The organism is Bacillota bacterium, from assembly GCA_040754315.1.
Classification (GTDB): Bacteria; Bacillota; Sulfobacillia; order DUSP01; family JBFMCS01; genus JBFMCS01.
Genome location: JBFMCS010000015.1, coordinates 22,542 through 44,488, shown reverse-complemented (window position 1 = coordinate 44,488; position 21,947 = coordinate 22,542). Strand labels below are relative to the sequence as shown.

General features: G+C 57.5%; 23 protein-coding genes, 2 tRNA genes and 1 pseudogene. 14 read left to right on the top strand and 12 right to left on the bottom strand.

Features of this window, described 5'->3' with window-relative positions:
- Window positions 1–218: 218 nt before the first annotated feature.
- The 3 genes from AB1576_03545 to AB1576_03535 all read right to left on the bottom strand — a co-directional run bounded on the left by AB1576_03545 (window position 219) and on the right by AB1576_03535 (window position 2,971).
- Complete coding sequence (locus AB1576_03545) at window positions 219–1,547, bottom strand: ISKra4 family transposase (protein ID MEW6080850.1); 1,329 nt, start codon at window positions 1,545–1,547, stop codon at window positions 219–221.
- The gene (locus AB1576_03540) at window positions 1,544–1,981 is read right to left on the bottom strand and encodes a DUF6788 family protein (protein ID MEW6080849.1); all 438 of its coding nucleotides are present in this window, start codon (window positions 1,979–1,981) and stop codon (window positions 1,544–1,546) included. The genes AB1576_03545 and AB1576_03540 overlap by 4 nt, the downstream gene beginning before the upstream one ends.
- 141 nt (window positions 1,982–2,122) lie before the next feature.
- Window positions 2,123–2,971, bottom strand: coding sequence for a site-specific DNA-methyltransferase (locus AB1576_03535; protein MEW6080848.1), 849 nt, complete (start codon window positions 2,969–2,971; stop codon window positions 2,123–2,125).
- Window positions 2,972–3,443: 472 nt separating this feature from the next.
- On the opposite strand from AB1576_03535, the gene AB1576_03530 reads away from it, so the two are divergent.
- From AB1576_03530 to AB1576_03470, 13 genes are all read left to right on the top strand, one after another.
- Window positions 3,444–4,034, top strand: coding sequence for a helix-turn-helix transcriptional regulator (locus AB1576_03530; protein MEW6080847.1), 591 nt, complete (start codon window positions 3,444–3,446; stop codon window positions 4,032–4,034).
- Between the two features lie 6 nt (window positions 4,035–4,040).
- The gene (locus AB1576_03525) at window positions 4,041–4,247 is read left to right on the top strand and encodes a helix-turn-helix domain-containing protein (protein MEW6080846.1); all 207 of its coding nucleotides are present in this window, start codon (window positions 4,041–4,043) and stop codon (window positions 4,245–4,247) included.
- A gap of 99 nt (window positions 4,248–4,346) precedes the next feature.
- Complete coding sequence (locus AB1576_03520; GenBank protein MEW6080845.1) at window positions 4,347–4,853, top strand: CHC2 zinc finger domain-containing protein; 507 nt, start codon at window positions 4,347–4,349, stop codon at window positions 4,851–4,853.
- Entirely contained in the window at window positions 4,847–6,742 is a 1,896-nt protein-coding gene (locus AB1576_03515) for a hypothetical protein (protein ID MEW6080844.1), read from the top strand. Before AB1576_03520 ends, AB1576_03515 begins: the two co-directional genes overlap by 7 nt.
- Window positions 6,743–6,761: 19 nt before the next feature.
- Complete coding sequence (locus AB1576_03510) at window positions 6,762–7,310, top strand: ERCC4 domain-containing protein (protein MEW6080843.1); 549 nt, start codon at window positions 6,762–6,764, stop codon at window positions 7,308–7,310.
- Between the two features lie 144 nt (window positions 7,311–7,454).
- Window positions 7,455–9,089 (top strand): hypothetical protein, encoded by a 1,635-nt coding sequence (locus AB1576_03505; protein ID MEW6080842.1) that lies wholly within the window; start codon window positions 7,455–7,457, stop codon window positions 9,087–9,089.
- 79 nt (window positions 9,090–9,168) lie between these two features.
- On the top strand, window positions 9,169–9,756 hold the full coding sequence (locus AB1576_03500; protein MEW6080841.1) for a hypothetical protein: 588 nt from the start codon (window positions 9,169–9,171) through the stop codon (window positions 9,754–9,756).
- 51 nt (window positions 9,757–9,807) lie between these two features.
- Window positions 9,808–10,140 (top strand): hypothetical protein, encoded by a 333-nt coding sequence (locus AB1576_03495; protein ID MEW6080840.1) that lies wholly within the window; start codon window positions 9,808–9,810, stop codon window positions 10,138–10,140.
- A gap of 1 nt (window position 10,141) precedes the next feature.
- The gene (locus AB1576_03490; protein ID MEW6080839.1) at window positions 10,142–10,432 is read left to right on the top strand and encodes a hypothetical protein; all 291 of its coding nucleotides are present in this window, start codon (window positions 10,142–10,144) and stop codon (window positions 10,430–10,432) included.
- A gap of 663 nt (window positions 10,433–11,095) precedes the next feature.
- Window positions 11,096–11,569 (top strand): hypothetical protein, encoded by a 474-nt coding sequence (locus AB1576_03485; GenBank protein MEW6080838.1) that lies wholly within the window; start codon window positions 11,096–11,098, stop codon window positions 11,567–11,569.
- Window positions 11,570–11,654: 85 nt separating this feature from the next.
- Window positions 11,655–11,855 carry a helix-turn-helix domain-containing protein gene (locus AB1576_03480; protein MEW6080837.1) on the top strand — a complete coding sequence of 67 codons (201 nt, stop codon included), beginning with the start codon at window positions 11,655–11,657 and terminating at the stop codon, window positions 11,853–11,855.
- Window positions 11,839–13,014, top strand: coding sequence for a site-specific integrase (locus AB1576_03475; protein ID MEW6080836.1), 1,176 nt, complete (start codon window positions 11,839–11,841; stop codon window positions 13,012–13,014). Before AB1576_03480 ends, AB1576_03475 begins: the two co-directional genes overlap by 17 nt.
- Before the next feature lie 253 nt (window positions 13,015–13,267).
- Window positions 13,268–13,546, top strand: a complete 279-nt coding sequence (locus AB1576_03470) for a hypothetical protein (GenBank protein ID MEW6080835.1) — start codon at window positions 13,268–13,270, stop codon at window positions 13,544–13,546.
- A gap of 140 nt (window positions 13,547–13,686) precedes the next feature.
- Here AB1576_03470 and AB1576_03465 read toward each other — a convergent pair.
- From AB1576_03465 to AB1576_03425, 9 genes and pseudogenes are all read right to left on the bottom strand, one after another.
- A tRNA-Thr gene (locus AB1576_03465) sits at window positions 13,687–13,761 on the bottom strand.
- A gap of 37 nt (window positions 13,762–13,798) precedes the next feature.
- Window positions 13,799–14,488, bottom strand: coding sequence for an RNA polymerase sporulation sigma factor SigH (gene sigH / locus AB1576_03460; protein MEW6080834.1), 690 nt, complete (start codon window positions 14,486–14,488; stop codon window positions 13,799–13,801).
- 61 nt (window positions 14,489–14,549) lie between these two features.
- The gene (rlmB, locus tag AB1576_03455; protein ID MEW6080833.1) at window positions 14,550–15,299 is read right to left on the bottom strand and encodes a 23S rRNA (guanosine(2251)-2'-O)-methyltransferase RlmB; all 750 of its coding nucleotides are present in this window, start codon (window positions 15,297–15,299) and stop codon (window positions 14,550–14,552) included.
- Complete coding sequence (thyX, locus tag AB1576_03450) at window positions 15,277–15,987, bottom strand: FAD-dependent thymidylate synthase (GenBank protein ID MEW6080832.1); 711 nt, start codon at window positions 15,985–15,987, stop codon at window positions 15,277–15,279. Before thyX ends, rlmB begins: the two co-directional genes overlap by 23 nt.
- Before the next feature lie 2 nt (window positions 15,988–15,989).
- Window positions 15,990–17,396 carry a cysteine--tRNA ligase gene (gene cysS, locus AB1576_03445; protein MEW6080831.1) on the bottom strand — a complete coding sequence of 469 codons (1,407 nt, stop codon included), beginning with the start codon at window positions 17,394–17,396 and terminating at the stop codon, window positions 15,990–15,992.
- Window positions 17,397–17,549: 153 nt separating this feature from the next.
- Window positions 17,550–17,852 (bottom strand): annotated as a pseudogene (locus AB1576_03440) (septal ring lytic transglycosylase RlpA family protein).
- 470 nt (window positions 17,853–18,322) lie between these two features.
- Window positions 18,323–19,483: a 2-C-methyl-D-erythritol 4-phosphate cytidylyltransferase gene (ispD, locus tag AB1576_03435; protein MEW6080830.1), complete on the bottom strand. Its 1,161-nt coding sequence runs from the start codon at window positions 19,481–19,483 to the stop codon at window positions 18,323–18,325.
- A gap of 1 nt (window position 19,484) precedes the next feature.
- A complete protein-coding gene (locus tag AB1576_03430; GenBank protein MEW6080829.1) occupies window positions 19,485–20,585 on the bottom strand; it encodes a PIN/TRAM domain-containing protein in 1,101 nt (366 codons plus the stop codon).
- A 134-nt stretch (window positions 20,586–20,719) separates the two neighbouring features.
- The gene (locus AB1576_03425; GenBank protein MEW6080828.1) at window positions 20,720–21,196 is read right to left on the bottom strand and encodes a CarD family transcriptional regulator; all 477 of its coding nucleotides are present in this window, start codon (window positions 21,194–21,196) and stop codon (window positions 20,720–20,722) included.
- Between the two features lie 578 nt (window positions 21,197–21,774).
- Here AB1576_03425 and AB1576_03420 point away from each other — a divergent pair.
- Window positions 21,775–21,850: transfer RNA gene (locus AB1576_03420), tRNA-Ala, on the top strand.
- Window positions 21,851–21,947 lie beyond the last annotated feature (97 nt).

The window sequence follows — 21,947 nt, the reverse complement described above, 5'->3', positions numbered from 1 at the left end:
GGGTGCACGACAATTCTGTGAGTAAATAAATGACAGGAATAGGCCCTGCTGAGGCTTGAGACAATACCGGGGCTGGGCAAGAGAACAGCGGAGCTCGTGTTGTAGGCCTACTCCTCATCTTGGAGGCGAGTTGGGGCCGGGGTTGAAATGGGCGAGCGGCAATACCTCCCCACCGAATCCTGCACAGCGGGTTGGGGGTCGTTGCTATTAGCAAAGACTTATGATAGAAGAGCTTTGCGAGTGCCCATGTAGTTGTTGGCCCTGAAGCGGGCCCAGAAATCATCGAATGTATTGCTGAACAGGCTACAGCGCAGGGCGATTATGGCGTTGGCTCCCTTCAGGCTCCAGAACATGCCCGATCTTTTGAGGCGCTGGGTGATGACCACCTTGCAGCCGGATTCCACCACGCCGGAACCCACGCAGAGGCCGAGGGATCGAAAGTAGTCATATCGCATCCGTTGGCGGTTATTGCTGAAGTACTCGAACTCCCTTGAGGCCATGGAACCGATGTCTCCATCGTGTGTATTCTGACAGTGGATTGCCTGTAAGAGGGCATCGAGGTTCCCAGACTCCAGTTCATGATGGCGATCAGCCGCCCACTTCCTGGCCAGGTCGGTGTCGACACCGAAGATGCTGCTGGCGAGTTGGCTGAGGTGCTCCTTGGCGTGGTACAAGTCGACGATCTGGATGGCCTCCGGGACGATCATGGAAGCGAGGTTCCAGATCCATGGGGCCCCGTCGCCGATGAAGACCTGGCGCCGGGCGAGGAAGAAACCGCGCCTCTTCAATTCCCGTTCGACCCGAAGGGCGAAAGGCGGGGTGTTTTTGCAGGTGTTATCCCAGGCGCAGCTTTCTATGGCGGCTGAATAGCTCACCGATCCCGGGTCGCGCACCGGATTGTCCTCGTCGTCCCGATCATCGGCGGTCCAGACAACGCACTGCTTGACCTCCCTGGTCTTCGATGACCCGTCGGCCTGCTTGCCGGGTCTGTCGGCCACCTCGTTCGGGCGCATAGGGATACCGGTTCCGTCCACCCCGGCGTACATGATATCGCTCGGGTTCGGTTTTTCCTCGACGACGGCCACCTCATCGGCGGCAATGGTGACGCCGAGTTTTTTGGCTGTGCGTTCAACCTGCTTGGCGCCAACGAAGATCCCGGCCAATTCGGCCAGGAGTCTGGAGCCCTCCAGGAAAGAGCCTGCCGACGCTACCAGGGCGATCATGCGGGTCACCCCCGGTGACAATGAAGAATCACTGAAGCCCAGTGCCCAATCTCTCGGGCACCAACCGTTACCGCAGGCGGGGCAGTAGTAGTAGGAACGGGCGAGGATGATGTCGCCCAAAGTGGTAGTGAAGGTCTTGGGCCGCCGCTCAATGTGGCGGGCATCCTGACCACAAAAAATGCAGGGTATCCTCTCCCCTGCATGGTCTGAATGATCGTTGTTAAGTTTATCTTCCAGGAATCTAGCGGCGGTGCGGAGAGCAATTCTCCTCGCCTCAGTCTCTAGGTTTTCCAGGTCGAGCCCGCTAGCGATGGCCGGACTCAAGAGGGTGTTGAGTTCCCTGGTGACCTCAGCTTCGATCTCGTTTTCGATGCCCCCTTTTTGGCCGTTGCCCCCGCTTCGGCCTTGGCTTCCGCAAGTTTGGTATCACATAGTTTATCGCTGACTTCTATGAGTTCACGGCTCAACTTACGAAATCGCTTAAACTCCGATAACTGTTGTTTTGTGGTCTCCACGGCAGCATCTGAGGGAATGATCTTAGTGACTGTCTTACCCTTTACTTCCCTGGTCAACGACCAGCTTGGCCCATGTCCTGTCGATCCCTCCCTTGCACAGTGGCAGGTCGGTTTCCCGCACTTGCGAAAGCGGGGAATAAGTGAACCGGGACGCATGTCGCCAATCTTGGCGATTTCGGCTTTAAGATGGTCTCTGTGATGGGTCAGTCTTTCGATTTCAGATAGGTCTTCCAGGGCGCTCACCTCCTGACAGTCCTAACCGCTGTCAGCAGCATAACAAAAAAGCAACTCCCTGTCAAGAAATCCTTGAAATCCACAATGGTGTCGTGCACCCGGTGCCAACAGCAAGTGAGGCAAGTATCGGGCTCGTGAACAACTAAGAACCTAAGACATCCTTACCTGTTCTGGCTCGGGGTCTTTGCTCTTCTGTCTGGGTTTCTTGAGTACAACCGTTGATGATGCTGGAGGTGTCTGGGCTCTGTTCACACATAGATGTAACCGCTGCATCTCCACAACCTGCCTAATCCGCTCCTCAGCCGCATCGAAGTACTCCTGGTCTATCTCAATACCAAGAAACCTACGGCCCAACTCTAAAGCAGCAACTCCCGTTGAACCTACGCCCATGAATGGATCAAAGACAAGATCGCCAGGATTAGACGCAATCTCTATTATCTTCTTCAGGACTTTCACGGGCTTCTGCGTGGGGTGTGTTGGTTTCTTCAATCTTTCCTTGCCCATGCATATAGGTGTTTCCACGAAATTGTGCATCTCGCCTTGCCTGGTGAAATTCCATGTGTGACCTTTGTTCCACATACACACAATCAGCTCGCAACTGTTTAGGAAACCGGCACGCCGGACTTTAGGAGCAGGGTTAGTCTTATGCCATACCATGTACTGAAACGTGTCAAACTTGGGATCGAATGCCTCATGCCATTTTCCAATAAGATTGTAGGTGCAGAACGCAAATATGTTGCCAGTAGGTTTCAATATGCGCATAAACTCATCAAGCAAGTTGGCGGGGTTGAATGCTACTTGGTCCCATCCTGCCAAGTCATTGTTTATGGTCTTGCGCCATTGAAAATGCATGTTACCTGTGGAGTATTGACTAAGATTATATGGAGGGTCTGTGAGTATTAGGTCGATTGAATTATTGGGTATCTCTTTGGCAAATTCGAAGTAATCGCCTCGAACGGTCTCGTAATGCACCATCTCATTCACGCATGAATCAGCCAAAATAGACCTCCTCAATCCAGGTAAATCCTGTAGTAACGGCGCGCACTCTCTCTGTGCGTCGACAAGGCTAATGGTGATAATCTTTGATAATCAGACTAGTGCCTTCTCTCGCATAGCAACATCAAATTAGAAAAGAAGAGTTAAACTTTGATGCTGGAGCTGGCGAAGGGACTTGAACCCATAACCTGCTGATTACAAAACTCAACATAGCCATCCCGTCTCGTCCCACCCTCTCCCTTGGGGCAATTCTCCGTTGGGTTGGGCAGGTCCTTCTTGGGCGGGCTCATCACACTCAATCACTCTCCGTATAATGTTCTCCCCTCTGCGTTGCCACCGGGTTGCCACCAAACCGGGGCGCAGAGGAACATGAAATTCAAGAGGGGAATTTGGTTGTACGACGCTTGACATGCAAACATTATAAGTTATAATTCTCATTAGAGGGTTCGTTATAAGGGCTTGGGAGGTGTCGGCCGTGATTGATCTGGCGCAACTGCGGAAAACTCGGGGGCTGACCCAGCAGGATCTGGCCCAACGGGTGGGCATAAGCCAACCTTTCCTATCTCAGCTAGAACGGGGGCAACAGAAACTGAGCGGGAAGTCGGCCCAAAAGCTCGGGGCCATTTTCGGCATCGAACCTGACGCGCTGATGAGGAACCACGAGGAGTTCAGGGTACTAGCGATGTGGATTGACATCCTAGTGGATGTTGCCGCCTACGACCCGGAGGATTGGGCCTTCGAACTCTTCCACGCGGAATATTCCCCTGCGTTGGGTGCCCTTCACGCGGCGCTGGAGGCTGCCGGCGGCGATGAGAAGGCTCATCCCAGGCTGGAGTGGGCAGTTCGCCGAATCAAGGAGAATCTCGGGGTCGTGTTCAGGTGGGCACGGCTCTTGAGGGTTCCAGGCCACGAGGTGCCCCCCGAGGAATTAAAGAGGAAGAGAGACGCCCTATCAAAGCAAGCGATTGTTCATCTTAGAAAGCAGATCAAAGAAAGTCGGGAGCACAAGCTCGAGGAGATCCGGGCGCGTTTCACCGAGTGCTTCAAGGAACCCAGCGGGGAGTAATGTGGGATGATGGAGCAGCGCGACACCAGGGGGCTCTTGCTCACAATACCGGAGATGGCCAAAATCCTTCGCATTTCCCGGAATCATGCCTACGCTTTGGCACACCGGAAGGATGGCCCTCCTGTGCTTTGCCTTGGCCGTGCTCTCAGGGTTCCAACAGTAGGGCTTGAACGCTGGATTGAGGCCGAAGCCGAAAAACGGGTTTTAAAGTAGCAGCCCGGTCTGCACGCCGGGCTAGGGGGGCGGGAGATATTGCTTCCTCAATGCCAGATTACCATATTTGAGGCGGTCAAGCAAGTTGGACTCCATGACGTGATCTCCTTCTATGCACCCACTCTGGGCCTTCGGAGGCGCGGTTCTCGGTGGTCTGGCGTTTGCCCTTTCCACCCTGAACAAGCGCCTTCCTTCGTGGTGTTCGAGGACAAGCGCTTTCATTGTTTTGGGTGTCAGGCCCACGGAGATGCCGTGGACTTCGTTTCGACTCTCCTGGGCATCTCTTCCCTGGAGGCGGCCAAGCGGATAGGCGTGGACTTCGGCCTCTTGCGGTCCTCCGGGAGGACCCGACACCGGCCTAACCCGGCGGTCCTGGAGGAACAGCAATTGGCGCGGGCTTTCAAGGACAAGGCGAACGCTGTCTACCAGGACCTCTGCCTTCTCTTTCGGGCACTCCACCGAATACGTCCGCACAACATGAAAGAAGTCCCAGGTCTTGTTGCCGATGTGGGTTTCATCGAGCATGTCTTGGACCTCTTGTCCTCCCGCGACCCCGAGGAACAGGTTCATGGCTGGCGGCTTTCCCGGAGGTGGTTGCCTTGGTAGTAAGTAAGTTGCTGACCGCCGAAGAGAAGGCCCTACTGGAAGTGGGCCTGGAGGAGTGTGCCCCTGTCACTAATGAAGAAGAGAAGCTGAACCAGGCCCAGATCCTGATCAGGTTGGCCGAGGGCGTGGGGTTCATTTGCACCCCCAAGGGAGAGGTGTTCGCCGCTATGCCCGTGGGCGGCCACCGCGAAGTCTGGCCTCTAAGGGGCAAGACATTTAGGCGTTGGCTGATACGAAGGTTCGCCGATGCCCACGACAAGCCCCCCGGAGGGCAAGCCCTGCAGGATGCACTTGGCCTCATCGAAGCCCGAGCGGAGGTGGCAGGTAAACAAGAAGAAGTCTATACCCGCTTGGCCGAACAGGACGGCACCATATATCTGGATTTGGCCAATGCCGCTTGGCAGGTGATTGAAGTTACCGCTACGGGCTGGCGCATATCTGAAAGCCCGCCCGTGTACTTCCGCCGGCCACGGGGGATGCTGCCCCTGCCAGTTCCTGTCGGGGGGGGTTCGGTGAACGATCTCCGGGGCTTCGTGAATTTGGAACAGGACCGGGACTGGCTCCTGCTGGTGTCATGGCTGGTAGCGGCCTTGAGGCCTACTGGCCCCTACCCCGTCCTGGTCCTCCAGGGCGAACAGGGAAGCGGGAAGTCCACGGTGGCCCGCATACTGAAATGCCTGTTGGACCCGGCGGCGGTGAACGTTCGGACCCCCCCCAGGGAGGAGCGGGACCTGATGATCGCGGCCACGAATAACTGGGCGTTGGCCTTCGACAACCTAAGTGGGTTAAGATTTTGGCTGTCCGACGCCCTTTGCAGGCTGGCCACAGGGGGTGGCTTTGGAACCCGGGAGCTGTACAGTGATGCCGACGAGATCCTTTTCGATGCACAGCGGCCCGTCATAGCGAACGGCATCGAAGACATAATTACCCGCGGCGACCTCATGGACCGTTCCATCATTCTGCACCTGCCGCCCATAGCGAAGGAGGAGCGCAAGCCCGAAGCAGACTTATGGAATGACTTCAAAAAGGCCAGTCCGCGTATCCTGGGGGCGCTCCTGGAGGCTGTTTGCGTGGCCCTACGGGAATTGCCCGGCGTGAATCTGCCCGCGTTACCCCGCATGGCAGACTTCGCCGAATGGGTCACCGCTGCGGAGGGGACGCTTCCTTGGCCAAAGGGTGCCTTCCTGGCCGCTTACAGTGACAACCGGGCAGGCGCAGTGGAGAGCATCTTCGAGGCCGATACGGTAGCAAGCGCAGTGCGGGAGATGATGGAGATGCGGTCTGAGTGGGCCGGGACGGCTACCGAGTTACTGGAAGTCCTGGAGGGGTATGTTCCTGAGAAAATGCGGAAGACAAAACATTGGCCCAATGGGCCGCGGCAAATGGCGAATCGGCTAAGGCGTGCGGCTTCCTGTCTAAGGCAGGCGGGGGTGGAGGTAGTCTTTGGTGAACGCGAGCCGGCGTCTAGAAGGCGGCTAATTAGAATAGAGTCATTTTCTTTGGGTCCGATAGGTCCGATGGGTCCGGACGAGGAAGACGGGCCACCTACGCTGGGCATTAGCAGGGAAGAGGGCGGGACTAAAGGCGGACCTAAAGGCCTGGAAGAAAATGGGATGGGTCCGGACATGGTCCCGACAAAGCCGCAGGTAGGCGGGTTTCGGACCCAACGGACCCAACGGGACCAAAGAAAACACCTTTATTCTAATGACGAGATCGATGATTCCTGGCCGGAGGACAGCGTGGAGGAAGAACCCCCCGAGGAGGACGTTGGGACGGTTGGGCCGTTTCTGGGAGGTAGGATCCCAACTACTTCCGGCAGATATTCACGTGGCCCCGTTCCGGCCTCTGGTAACCTGGTGTGCCCGGACGACGCTGATGTGCTCTTCTGAGGGGGGGGAGGGAACCCCGATGCATTACCACTTCACCGATAAGGAGCGCGAGGAGCTGGCCTCCTCACTAACCGTGCTCCATGACACCAGGGAGCAGGAGAACGGCCACATCCTTGCCTGGCTGGATGGCCAGGGGATACCCCACCACCGGCGCAGCCTCGAAACCGGGGACTACTCCATCATGCTCCCGGCATGCCCGGGGCTGGGGTTTTTCCGCAAGACCTACTTCGCGGCGGCCATCGAGAGAAAGGGCAGCGTTGATGAGCTGGTGGAGACCCTGAAGGACAGGACCCGGTTCGAGAATGAATGTATCCGTGGCCGGCAGCTGGACTTTTTCGCACTCCTGGTGGAGGATGCTGACGGTTTCGGCAAGATAGTGCGCGGCGACTACCGTTCCCAGTATAACCCAAAGGCACTCCTGGCAAGCCTTACGGCCTTCTCACACAGGTATGGCTTCCCGGTGATCTACCTTGCCCCAGACCTGTCGGCGCGGTGGATACATGAGAATCTCTACCGCCACGCCCTGGAGGGCCTGCGGCATCCCCATAAGGAGTGCGCCAGTGGTTAAAGACCTGTTCACGTCGAAGATTGGGAGGTGATGCGCCGGTGAGGATACGGCCTATTGCTGTGCTGGCCGGCTTCATGGGTCTACTTTGCGGGCTGCTGGTCCGGGGGTAAAGTCTTTCTTCGAAGGTGAGAGGAGTGGTGGGAAATGGCCATGGGTGTTCTGGGGTTACAGGGTTGGCAGAAGCAGCAAGCGGCAAGCCGGGGCCGGATGGATGTTGAGCCCGAGTGGAAGCGCAAGCAGAAAGCGGTGTCGGGGCCTGGGCCTGCGGGATATACAGGCCGGGCGGAGACTATACCGTCAACGCCTACGGGGAAGAACCTGATTAAGACTCCCCCGCCCGTTGTGACCACGCCGACGCCAACACCACCGGCATCTCCATCCCCAACCGGAGTGAAGCAGGGGGCCGGGGCCGGGGTAGATCGCTGGGCTGGGGTAGACCCCCGGGCAAAGATCGAGAGGGACCTCCGCCAGATGCTCCACGGCATACCCCCCGCAGGGCAGCCCATATCAACGCCCGGCGCTGGAGCCGGGGTTGGTACAGGCGAGGCAAGCCCGCTTCTTGAGCGTGGCCCTGCGAAGGCCGGGCCGGGTGGAACCGGGGTAGCTGGAGGCTATACGGACGACATGGCGGGGCGCAGGGCGATAATAGACCAGGCATGGCAGCAGGAACAGATGCGGTACGGCGCCCAGGATGGCGCGGCGGGCCAGCCGTTTGACTATGAAGCGGCAATCTGGAGCGGCGTTAAGGCAGCCCAACAAATCAGCTCGCAAGCCACGACCCCGAGCCTCCAAATGTTTGCGATGAAGTATCTTGATCAGACCCTGGCGGCTTTTGACCAAGCCGAATCCCGGATGATGTCCATGTTCCAGCAGGCCATGGGCGGTATGGACCCGGCAACGCAGAATGCCCTGGCCCTGCTCCGTGAATCCATCGGCGTGGAGAGGGAACGGCTCCAGGCAGACCTCAACCGCCGGGGCCTCCTCCAGTCCGGCATAGCCTTGGAAGTGGAGCAGCGGTTCAGGACGGGAGCCCTTCTCGCTGAAGAGGCGGTAATCGCCGAGCAATTCAGGGGCCTCCAGACCCAGATGTTCAACGCCATGATGGGCTTTGCCCAGCAGAGGTTGAGTGCCATACAGCAGTTTGGCACCCTGGGGGTCCAGGCGGGACTTGGCGAGGCCCAGATGAGGCAGCAGGCTGAGATGGGCGCCATGCAGTACGGCCTCCAGGCGGCGGGCCTGGGGATGCAGCAGCAACAGTTCGGCCAGCAGTTCGGGCTCGAACAGCAAAGGTTCGGCGCCCAGCAGCAGCAGTTCAGCCAGCAGTTCGGCTTGGCGCAGCAGCAAGCCCAGTGGGAACAGGACTACCGGCAGGCCCAGCTGGGCCTCCAGCAGCAGCAAGTGGCCCTTGCGGGCCGGGTTACGCCGCAGCAGGTGTTGGCTAACCAGGCCTACCAGAAGTTGCAGCAGGGGTACACCATGAGCCAGTTGACCGAGGGCGAACGGCTTGCGGTGGGCCAGTATATGCAGCCGCAGCCGGTGGACATGACCTCCATTTACCAGAATGCCACAGCCATGGCCCAGGAGGATGTCCGGGTTCTCACGGGACAGGCCCCGTTGAACCAGGTGATCCAGGAGTACGTGGACTACCTCCAAGGCCGGTTTGGAGCCCAAAGGGGAGGGACGCCGCCTCTTGGTGGGCAACAGGCGAACTACTGGCCGGGGATCTGGAACCAGTATGGCCTCATGAGCCAACAACCGCTGGCACCGTGGATGAGGTGATGCGCCTTGGCAATGTTGCCTGATGCAGTTCAAAAGCACAGGAAGAACGTCATAGCCCAGTTCAGTAGTGAGTTGTGTGTTGAGGACGGTTTCTTACGTCAGAAACCCTGTGGGAGTGGGCAACCAGCATCAGTTTGCGCCAGGGGGGGACCCGGCCCTGGAGGAGAAGCCTCGGGTTGTCGAGCTGAGAGGCAGGGTTAGGCTGGAGTTCTACCGGGAACAGAAAGCACTGAGGATGTATACCTATTGGTATGAGCCGGCGGTTGACGAAGAGCGGCGCGGCAAACCGGTAATCCTATACGCTGAGGAGATCGCCGGGTCCGAGGAGTGCTGGAGGCTACTAGAGGAGTTCGTGGGGAAGGCCCGCCCTAAGGAGCAGGTGGCAACAGTGAAAAAGGAGGCTAAGGCCGTGGCTGAACCCGCAAGGCAGAAACCTTACTCAGAACCTTCTTATTGGGAGCAGGAGGCCGGTGAAGAGGTCCGGACGGGCCGTGTGTACCTGGCCTACTTCGAGAAGGCCGGGAAACTCCAGGTTGGCCATCTCTGGTACGACCATGCGAGCGGGGACCTTAAGCGCAAGAAGGCCACTGTGCTTGACCTGGAGGAACTGCGAAAACATCCCCAGGCGGTGGCCCTTCTCAAGAAGGTGCTGAAGGCCATTGGCTAGTCCAGAGGACATAAGCCCAGTGTCTATCGAAAAACTGTGAGGTGGTGGAGTATGCCCTACAAGGACAAGGCAAAACACCGTGAATATGCCCGTGAGTGGGCGCGGCAAAAGAAGGTTCAAGTGGGTTCAAAGGATGGAAAGGCCAGCGTCACCAGCCGTTTTCCAAACTCAATTCGATTGAAAACCGCCGAGGATGTGCTGGATTTGCTTCGCCAGGCCATCTATGATGTGCAGGCCTCTGACGCCGATGCGCTCCAGAGGGCCCGGTGTCTCGCTTATGTTGCTTCTACGGCTTTGCGGGCCGTGGAGGTTGCAGATCTTGAGGGCCGGGTGGAGGCCCTGGAGAAGCAGGTCAAGGCCGCCGTCATGCGGGGGGTGAGTTGAAGTGGTACTTAAGGGCCGTATACGTTGGCTTGAGGACAAGTTCAGCCCGGATGACAGCGAGGCGCTGCTTGTCCTGGTCTACGCGGGAGTCGAGGGTGGCGGCGCGAAGCTTACCCGGCGTTCCGAACGCCTGCTGGCCGAGGCGCGGGAGCGTGACCCGTTCGTGGGAGTGATAAGATTCCACTTCCATGAGATGCCAGCCGAAATCCAGGCTGAAGAGATCGCCGAGGAGCCGGGCTTGGCGCGGTTCCTGCATCCCCCGGTGGCGGCGGGAGACCGGTGGCCTGCATAGACCAACCATCGTGGGGTTCAACGAGTTGCCGCGATTCTCCTGCGGAATTTTTCCGGGAGCCGCTAAGAAAAACCTTAGGCGCATGCGTGAGGGGGGGTTCTTTCCAAGGCCCCCCGGGGGGGCCGGGCTGCCCACGTCGAACCGGGGCGGCCACCGGCGCCGCGGCATGATGGCCCCGCCACCGAGGAGTGGGCGTAGCCGCCAGGCGATACCCCCTCTCAGGAGATGGCCGCTAAGCTCCGGGAGACACCACTCTTCGGTCGCTCTGAAGGGGTCCGTGGGGGCAGTGAATACCCTAACATGGCCCCGGGAGGAATGCCCCTCCAGGGCTCTAGAAGGGGGCGCCATTGAAAAGTACCTGCTGGCGAGGCTCCTTTAAGTGCCCCCACAACCTCAGCGCCGGACAGGTTCTTGCGCCTCAGGGCGCGCCCTTCCCCTCCTCCGGGAGCCTTAACCTCATGACTACATATCACTTCACCCACGGGATGTTCCTGCTAGATGGCCTGTTTTGGGGGCCGGTGGCAACGGTGCGACAACGGGGCTGGCTTCTGACAAGCTTTCTTGGCACAATACAACATATGGTGTCCTTGCATGTCCTTGCAAGCCGTGGTATAATATGGGTAGGGCAGGGCAGCCCATACCACATGAAAGGAGTCAATTGGAATGGCTAAGACTGATGCCGCGAAGAAGCTGGCTGAGAGGCTCTATGTTGAGCGTACGGGGGTGGCACTGGACCGCCTGGAGGCAACCGATCCCGAATACCAGGAGGAAAAGGGGAAATGCGTTGAACTGGGCCATCTCTTGAAGGGGGCGCTCAATGCTGACGGGTACCGGGTCGTTCTCAATCTGGATAACACATACGCTGCTCTTGCGGTCAAGGAGAGCGAGGCCTTCTACCTACAAGGCCTAATTGACGGGATGGAGCTGGCCGAGCTGATGGCCAAGGGAGAATTTTGCGTGGACCGGGGAGAGACGCTTATTCAGACAGGACCGGCATTGGACAAGGTGCTGGGACAATTCGCCCTGGAGGATATGGAGGAGCCTTCCCACTACATAGCTCGGATCAAGGAAGACCTCAGGAGGCTTATGCCTGGTGTGCGATTCGAAGACGAGGAGGAGGACGCCTCCGCCAGCTAAGGAGAAGCGCCCTCCAGTACCGAGCAAGACCCATAGGGCTTGCCCTGCCCTTTCATTATAGCACACAGTGAAGGAGCGGAACGGCATGAAGGACCAGCAGTTGATGACACTCAAAGAAGTGGCACGATACCTGCGCCTGTCGGAGAGACACTTGAGGCGTTACCTGGCCGATGGAAAGATCAAGGGCATCAAACTGGATTATGCCTGGCGTTTCCGGCCAAGTGATGTGGAGGCTTTCCTGAGGAAGCGAGAGAGAGGGGGCCCCGGACATGGGGAAGAGGAGTAACGGCGAAGGCAGTATCTACCGGCGGCCCAACGGGTCATGGGCAGGCCGTCTCACTACCGGCAGGGACTCGGAAACAGGCAAGTTGAAGAGGGCCAGCTTCTCTGGCAAAACCCGCAAAGAGGTTCAGGAGAAGATGGCCAAGACCCAGGTCGATCTCCAGGCCGGCAATTTCACAGCGCCCACCAAGACAACCGTTGGCGAGTGGATTGACATCTGGCTCCATGAGTACAAGAGGCCAGACCTTCGCCCCACCACGTGGGACAGCTACGCGTATCTTGTCAGGGTCCACCTGAAGCCGGCAATCGGACACATCCCCCTAAAGGCCCTGCGGCCCGAGATGGTCCAACGCCTGTACAACGAGAAGCGGGCAGAGGGCCTCTCTTCTAGAACAGTCAGGTACATCCATGCGGTTCTTCACGGTGCCCTGAAGCAGGCTGTCAGGAATAACCTGCTGGCCAGGAACGTCACCGAGGCCACCACCAGGCCCAAGGAGGAGAAGAAGGAGATCAGGCCGCTTTCCCAGGAGGAGGCGAGGCAGTTCCTCTCAGTGGTTGAAGGGGACAGGCTCTCCGCTGCCTTTCTCCTTGCATTGGGGACAGGCCTGCGCTTAGGTGAGCTGCTGGCCCTTCGCTGGGACGACCTGGACCTCAAGGCAGGCACCCTCACGGTGAGACGGGGGCTTTGCCGGGTGTACGACCAGGAGGACGGCGAGAGGAAGACCCGGCTTGTCTTCCAGGAACCCAAGAGTGCCCGTTCAAGGAGGACAATCCCCATGCCCTCCAACATCCTGGCGGCCTTAAAGAAACACAAGATCCGCCAGAACGAGGAACGCCTTCTTGTGGGTGCGGCCTACGGGGACCAGGGCCTTGTATTCTGTACGCCCATTGGCACGCCCATTGACCCCAGGAACATGGCCAGGCACTTCGACGGGTGTCTCAGGAAGGCAGGTCTCCCCCATGTCAGGTTTCACGACTTGAGGCACACCTTCGCTACCCTGATGCTGGAGCTTGGCCAGTCTCCCAAAACGGTTCAGGAGATCCTTGGCCATAGCACCATCTCAATCACCTTGGATACCTACACCCACGTGGGCATGGATCTTAAAACTCAGGCCATGGAGAAGATGAACGCCGCCCTTCAAGGCTTGAAGGAGGGTCCTTGAAGGAAGAGCGACCGAGAATGAAGGTTGACCATCAAGGAGGCAAACAGGGATGAAAGCGAGAGGGGGCCTGTGGTATCCTATAGTCTGTTGTCTGGCAGTAATCCTTGCCATAATGTTTCGTTGGTCTGCCGTCACAGTCCCGGCCGCTCCTGCTCCCATGTATTTCAAGGTTGACCGATGGACGGGGATGACTTGGGCCGTGTCCGCTTGGCGCGAGGCACCGGCACCTCGGCCGTGGCAAGGGGAACCACCATTGGAGGCGGTGTTGCAGTTTCGAAGTGAGCTGGAGTCAGGCCGGCTTGATGTCGAGATGGTCACCGACAAAGGATGGGAAGCGCTGAAGCAGCTTGATGAATACGAGGCTTGGCCTAAGAGAGCATGGACAGTGCGAAACCTCGCCACCTTCACAGGCTACGCAGCCCTGGGGGGTGCATTATTCTGGCTGTATTCAGCATGGCGAAAACAGCAAAGGGCGGACATGCAGACTACCAATGCTTCGCCACCATCTGAAGATGATGGGCTAAATCACTAACAGGAAAGAGCCTGGGTTTGAGAAGAAACAGGCAAAGAAGGCCCTCTCATAGCGGGGGGCCTTCTACTCTGCGTTGCCACACGGTTGCCACATTTGAGGGGTCTCGCGATGGAGACCCCTTCTTGATTTGCGGTTTATGCTGGAGCTGGCGAAGGGACTTGAACCCATAACCTGCTGATTACAAATCAGCTGCTCTGCCGTTGAGCTACGCCAGCGCTCGCTACGATAGTGTACGATGGCAGATGGGGAGAATCAAGTGCGGTTACTCTCCAGGTCCGTATCGACCAGGGCATCTTCGCAGAGATTCCTGTTATCCAGGTAGCGCTCTAGCTTCCTCTTGACGCGCTGTAGCGCATTGTCAATGGACTTGACATGCCTGGACAGGTCTCCCGCAATCTCCTGGTACGACTTGCCGTCGAGGTATGACATGAGAACCTTCCACTCGAGGTCGCTCAGGAGTTCCCCCATCTTCTCCTCAATGTCCCCGAACTCTTCCCGGTTAATGATAAGCTCCTCTGGGTCGGTGATCTTGGACCCAGAGATCACGTCCAGGAGCGTCCTGTCAGAGTCCTCGTCATAGATGGGCTTGTTCAAGGATACATAGGAGTTCAAGGGGATATGCTTTTGGCGAGTCGCCGTCTTTATGGCCGTTATGATCTGCCGGGTAATGCAAAGCTCGGCGAAGGCACGGAAGGATGAGAGCTTGTCGCTTCGAAAGTCCCTGATAGCCTTGTACAAACCTATCATGCCCTCTTGAATGATGTCCTCGCGGTCAGCTCCTATGAGGAAGTAACTCCTCGCCTTGGCGCGTACGAAGTTCTTATACTTGTTTATCAGGTATTCGAGGGCCTGATTAGACCCCTCCCTGGCCTGCTCCACTATCTCTTCGTCCACGAGCGCCTCGAAAGGGTGGTAGATATCCCTCTGCGGAGCTATACTCACGGGCATCGCCTCCGTCCTCATAGGGGCTTTGTCCATCTATACCATTATAACCACAGACGGGCTAGGAATCAAGAAGTGCATGCCTGCGCTGACGCAGGACCTCATATAACATCACGGCCGTAGCAGCAGACACATTCAACGAACCCACATGACCCTTCATGGGAATGCTCACGGTGAAGTCACACTTGTCCACCACAAGACGACCTAGCCCTGAATGCTCTCCGCCCACAACTATGCCCAGGGGAATATTGAGATCCGTCTCCCATAAGACATTAGATGCCTGGGGTGACGCTCCTATGACCCAGATCCCACGATCCTTTAGGCTATCCATGGCTCTGGGCAGGTTCGTCACCCTGCATATCGCCAGGTGCTCGGAGGCCCCGGCAGAGGCCTTTACAGTTCCGGGAGAGACGTCAGCTGACCGTCTTTTGGGCAGGATTAGGCCGTGAACCCCAGCGGCCTCGGCAGTACGAATTATAGCTCCCAGGTTCTGCGGGTCCTGAACACTGTCCGCCAAGAGCACCAGGGGCATTTCTCCCTGGTCCTTGGCCACTTCAAGGATGTCTTCAATGTCAACGTAGTCCCTTGCCTGAACCATGGCCAATACGCCCTGGTGCATCTTGGAGCCCAGGAGCCTGTCCAGTTCCTTCCTGGCCGTACGCTCCACACTCACTCCCCTAATCCTGGCCGCCTTCAGGATGGGCTCCACTCCAGGGTCGGGTATGCCCTCAGCCAAGAGAATACGGGACACCGGCCTGCCGGATACAAGTACCTCCATCACAGCCCGCCTACCGGCAATCTTCTGGTCCATTGAGGGACACACCGGCCTTTCGCGTCCTCTCCAGTCTACCGCAGGACATGTTCCCCTCTGGGCAGTAGCCCTGCGTGGCACAGGTAGGCCCGCAATCATTGAACAGCACAGGCGCCACCCGGCAGGCCTCCCTCAGCATCCGGTAGGCCAGTGCCCTTATCTCCCACTGGGCCCTGCCGCAGCACCTAAGCCTGAAGAAGTTGATGAGGCTCCTTGCGTTCATTGTGACGATGATGGCAGAGTGGCAGGCGTTAGGCAGGAGATACCTAGCGTCCTCCCGGGTTACCCCCACCCTAATCAAGGAGGCGTAGGCTCTACGGGAGGCCTCCACCGCCTCGTGATAGATACGGGCGGCTTCCGGGCTTCTCTCCACCTTTGGGGGGGTAACGTATTCGAAGGCCTCCTCGGAGACATACCGTTGAGAACGCTGGGAGTACGAGGCAAGCCTGTGCCTTACCAGCTGGTGTGTGAGCGCACGGCTGACCCTCGATATAGAAAAGGAAAAGGTTGCGTGTTCGAAGGGGGACTCGTGGCCCAGGGCCCTCAGTCTCTCTATGAGCCTGGCTGTGGCCTCCGGGGTGAGCCTCTCAGCGAGGTCCTCTGGCAATTCTTCAGCATAGCACAGCCTAGCCGCCAGGGCCACCGCGCCTTCGGGATCAGGGGTGTGTCTCAAGATGGTGACCTTCATAGCTATCTCCTCTTCCACCTGGTCCCGGTGCCTGTGTCTTCAAGATGGATCCCCATCTCCAGGAGGCGATCCCGGATAAGGTCAGCCAGGGCCCATTCCTTCTGGTCCCTTAGCCTACCTCGCACCTCCACAAGGGTTTCGAGTAGTCCTTGGGAGATATCGTCCAGGGATGAGGTATCAGAAGCGGCACCCAAGAGGCCCAGCACCCCTCCCAGTTCCCGGTAGACCTCCAGCGCTGCCGCCTGGTCATCAGGGTGCAATGGACCCCGGGAAATAGCGGTATTCACGTCCCTAGTTAGGTCAAATAGGGAAGCCAGCGCATCGGCAGTGTTGAAGTCATCATCCATGGAGTTCCTGAAGTCGCTCCTGGCCCGGGAGACAGCGCTTTCCATGAAGGGATCCCGCTGGCCCTCCTGCAGCGGTGCCGCCTCCAGTGCAGACACGGCATTGTAGAGGCGGTCCAGGCTGCTCTCCACCGATTGGAGCAGTTCAGGGCTGAAAGCCAGTGGACTGCGGTAATGAGCGGATAGCAGGAAGAACCGTATGGCCTCGGGCCTGTGGATCTTGGCGAGGGCTTCCAGGGTGGATATGTTCCCCAGGGACTTACCCATTCTTTCACCGCCAATGCTGAGGAAGCCATTGTGGAGCCAGTAACGGACAAAGGGCTCCCCGGTGACGGCCTCACTCTGGGCCCTCTCATTCTCGTGATGGGGAAATTTCAGGTCAATGCCGCCCGCGTGTATGTCCACAGTGACGCCCAGGTGCTTCATTGACATGACTGAGCACTCCAGGTGCCATCCCGGCCTTCCGCAACCCCAAGGGCTAGGCCAGGAAGGCTCCCCCGGTTTCTCGCCCTTCCACAGGACAAAGTCCAGGGGGTTTCGCTTGTTCTGGTCCACTTCAACCCTGGCTCCTGCCTCGAGAGCACCCAACTCTTGGCCTGACAAGGCCCCGTAGGACGTAAACTCTGTGGTGTCAAAGTAGACATCCTTATCCACCTGGTAGGCAATCCCCTTCTCCAGCAGACTCTTCACCAGGCCCACCATTTCCGGTATGTGCTCGGTTGCCCGGGGATGCACATCAGCCTTGCGTATTCCCAGGGTTTGAGCCTCCCGGAGGTACACATCGATGTACTTCTCTGCCAGTGCCTCTGTGGTGATGCCCAGTTCTTCCGCCTTCTTAATGACCTTGTCGTCAATATCAGTGAAGTTCTGGACAAACTTGACCTCGTACCCCAGGTACTCCAGGTAGCGACGAACCGTATCAAACACCACGAAGCAGCGCCAGTTTCCTATGTGCGGGTGGTCATATACGGTGGGGCCGCAAGTGTACATGGTTACTCTGCCCGGAGTCAAGGGAATGAAGACCTCTTTTTCCTGGCTCATGCTGTTAAAGACCTGGAGGGTCATGGGTGTTCCTCCCTAATAGCGTGTTCGTCCTATGATCATATACCTCCAACTAGGGGGCCATCAACTACTGCAGACTTTCAGAAACCAGTCTACCACAAAACACCCTTCGCCTGACAGGCGAAGGGTGAGAAAAGTCGTCACTAAAAAGTGGGCTTAGCCAGATTCCGCCCCCATTATCTCTATCTTGACCGGAGCCAGTCCTGAACTCCATAGCCCGATTAGCCTGGCGGCCCCGGCAGATAGGTCTATGATGCGCCCGTGGATAAAGGGGCCCCTGTCATTGATCCGCACGGTGACACTGAGGTTCGTGTTGAGATTTGTCACCCTTACAAGAGTACCGAAGGGTAGGTAGCGATGAGCGGCGGTTGCCAGGTTCTCATTGAAGACCTCGCCACTCGCCGTGTGCCTGCCATTGAACTCACGTCCGTACCAAGAAGCGATCCCCGTCTCTACTTTAAGAGGCTGCAGGCCTTCCACCCCTGTGGCAGTCCTCAGGTTGTCCGCCCATAGGTGAGCCAGGTCTGACGGCTCTAGTTCATTGCTGGCGGCAGTCGAGGGATCTGCCGTGGCCACCAGGCTTTCTCCTGCTACCACCACAGCCTCTCCTTCCATTACCCCAGGCTGGAAGTCAGTCTTTCCTCTCTCCAATGCCTGGGCGAGCCTGGAGGCGATAACTGCCGCTCTCTGGTAGGGATTTAGCCCTCCGGCGGGAGAACTCAAGCGTATCACAACCTGACCTCCCACCACCACTTCGGCAACCTCTCCCGTTATTCCGGTGTCTACACCCTGGGAAACACAGAAGCCTGGGAACAGCACCATTGTTAGAGCCACTAGCAGTGATATAATCGTGGCCCTGAGACCCGACATGAATCTTCACTCCTTCCAGGCACTCACCACCATGGTGCCCAAAAGGAAAGATTCCTATTCTATGATTTTCTTACCATCGCCACAACCATGGCCGCTACTCCTTCCTCACGTCCGATGGCCCCGATACCCTCATTCGTGGTGGCCTTAACCGATACTGGCGCCTCCACCACATCCGAAATACGTTCCCTCATATCCCCGTAGAAGGGGGAGAGCCGGGGTCTTTCCAGGATGACCGTGGCATCAACGTTTACCACTATCCAGCCCTTCTCCATAAGACGTGATGTCACGCGACGAAGTAGTTGCATGCTGTCGGCGCCCTCGAACTCCTGGCTTGAGGGGAAGAGGCATCCAATATCAGGCTCCCCTGTTGCCCCAAGGAGGGCATCCATAATTGCATGGGCCAGCACATCGCCATCAGAATGTGCCTCCGGTCCTGTCATGGAAGGTATCTCAACCCCTCCAAGAATGAGCGGCCTAGGAGAACCCAGGCGGTGGATGTCATAACCAATCCCTACCCTCCACATAGGATTCCACTCACATCCTTGAGATCTTAGGATGGCCTCAGCTAGCCGGATGTCATCGGGACGCGTCAGCTTGAAGTTCTGCTGGGAACCCGGCACCATTGCCACAGCGACCCCCAGGCCCTCCACCAGTGCGGCGTCGTCAGTGGCAGGTCCGGCGTACTCCTCATGAGCTCGGAGCAAGATATTCCGAGCGAAAGCCTGGGGGGTCTGAGCCTGGTATACCCCATCCCTGGGCACCGTGGCCCTAACCATGCCATCATGTCTTATTCGCTTGAGGGTGTCACTCACGGGTACAGCACATAGAGCCGCCCCGTGCTCCCTAGCGGCATTAAGTACAGAATCAATGAGCCTCGGATCTAGCAGTGGCCTTGCGGCGTCGTGAACCACGATCCATGAGTGAAAGGACTCCGTGGACATCAGGCCATTCCAGACCGACTCTCGCCTCAGCTGGCCCCCTTGGGCGAGTAGAACCTTGCGGAATCCCTCCGCAGATACCAGGTCTCTGGCTCTCACCATATCCTCGTTGGACAACACAAGAACCACCCTATCGATGGAGGGGTGGTCCTCAAACACCCTAAGAGCCCAGGCAACGACTGGCTTCCCGCAAAGGTCTAGCCAAACCTTGTTGCGGGCCAGTCCCATCCTCTCTCCCCTGCCTGCGGCGGGGAGTATGGCGGCAACCTTTGAGGGTTCCATCTTAGGAAATAGCCTTTTCCGCGGCGGATTTCGGCTTTGCGAATATCATCCTGCCGGCGGCCGTCTGAAGCACGCTGGTAACAGATACGTCTATGGTCTCGCCTATGTGTTTCTTGCCGCCATCCACGACAATCATGGTCCCGTCGTCAAGGTATCCCACGCCCTGCCCCGACTCTTTGCCGTCCTTGATAATGTGGACCACCATATCCTCACCGGGAAGCACGACCGGTTTCACGGCATTGGCCAACTCGTTGATGTTTAAGACCTCCACACCCTGAAGCTCGGCTATCTTGTTGAGGTTGAAGTCGTTCGTCAGCACCTTGCCGTCAAGGATCTTGGCCAGCCGCACCAGCTTGCTGTCCACCTCGGATGCCCCTGTTACATCCCTGTCATGGATAACAACGTTCGTGCCTATTTCCTTCTGAATGCGGTTGAGAACGTCCAGGCCTCTTCTTCCCCTGTTCCTCTTGAGGGTGTCCGAGGAATCAGCTATGTGCCTTAGCTCCTCAAGGACGAAACCTGGGATCACCAGGGTACCCTCGATGAACCCTGTCCTGCATATATCGGCTACGCGCCCATCAATGATCACACTGGTGTCCAGGATCTTGGGCTGGCAGAGAGCCGGCTTTTCCTGCTTTTCCCGGCTCTTGAGCTTGGGAATTAAAGGCAGTAGGGCCGCGATGTCCTCTCGCTTCCTCAGGGCAATCACAATTCCCAAGTAGCCGAATACCACACTGAAGATGGTTGGCACGAATGTGCCCAGGGCGGGCAGTCGCGAAAAGGCAGAGCCAAGAAGATTAGCTATTATGAGTCCAATAATCATGCCCACGGCTCCCGCCACTATATCCTGAAAAGGGGTTCTTTGAAGCCTACCTTCTACCCATCCCGCTAGGGCCACGGTTCCGGAGACAATCCAAGGAGAAATCAAATGCATGATCACCAGCCCGGCAGCGGTGCCAACAATCAACGCTATGACTGTCTCTGACGGGGTTAGGGCAAACCCGAAGAACTCGCTGGCCGTGGGAAGCAAGTAGTGTGCGGCCGCAAACCCCATTCCTAACCCCAGGATGGAAAAGAACCAGCGGAGAACTTTCAACATTATTAGTCCTATCTCTCCTTTTCCAGGGTCCTGGCCCGGGTTCCACACTCCCGGAGCCCCATAAAAAATACCTGTGCACCCAGGCGGAGCCGGCTTCCAGGCTTAGCTTCCCCTTTTTGGATGGATCAATACTGGCCTTAGGCCAGCACCTCGTCAAGAATTACGTTGGCCTGGGATTCCTCTATGCCTTTGGCCAAGACCAACTCGCTAACCAGGATCTGTCTGGCACTGTCCAGCATCTTGCGTTCGCCTGTGGATAGTCCTTTTTCCTTGTCCCTGATGGCCAGGTTACGGACAACCTCGGCGACTTCATAGATATCACCGCTCTTAATCTTCTCCAGGTTTGCCCTGTACCTGCGGTTCCAGTTGGTGGACATCTTGCCCTTGCTGGCCTTCAGGACATCGAAGACCTTTTCCACCTCTTGCTCGTCTATCACCTCTCTCAGGCCGATGCCCTCTACGTTACTGGTCGGGATCATTACCTTCATTTCACCAATTGGCAGGCGCATGACGTAGTAACGCTTGTACTCCCCTAGTATTTCCTTCTCTTCGATGGCCTCGATGACACCGGCCCCGTGCATTGGATAAACAACCTTGTCACCGACCTTGAACATCAGTGCGCCTCCTGTGTCTTGTGACTATCCCTGAAATTGAAGATACCATATGGTCCCTGCGGTGTCAAGGAACGTCTGTTCCCCCAGGGTTAGAAAGTAGCCATTTTGCAGGGAGTATTTCATGGCACTGTCCTTGGTATCTCTGACTGCAAGTTCCGTGCCTACGCCGGGCTACCCGCCTGGAGGGTGCACGACACTTCTGCAAGGCAAAAATGGTAGGAATGAGTGCCTTTCCCCAATTAACGCATCGCAACTGCTTATCTTGAGGGCGTGTTGGGCGGGCTAGATAGGATGCCAGGGCTGAAATGGGTAAGCGCAATACTTCCCCACCCACCCCAGCACACCGGGTGGAGATGCGTCACTGTTGCCAAAGTTTATGATTGAAGGGCTTTACCGAGTGCCCATGTACTTGTTGTCTCTGAAGCGGGCTCAGAAATCACCGAATGTATTGCCGAAACAGACTGGGGGCGCAGGACGATTATGGCGCTGGCTCCTTCCTCGGCTGGAGGCTCCCTTGACTGTCCGAGAACACATGATATAGAATGTAGGCGTGATCAAGGGCTGCTAGTAGTACTGAGGGGCGGGTAGCTCAGTTGGGAGAGTGCCGCCTTCGCACGGCGGAGGTCGCGGGTTCGAATCCCGTCCCGTCCACCAAGATTGTCTGGTACTGCTGAAATGACCACGAAGGCCTCTACCCACAACGAAGAGTCGCTTCGCCGCCGGCCCCACGAAACCGGCGAAACCTGTCCCA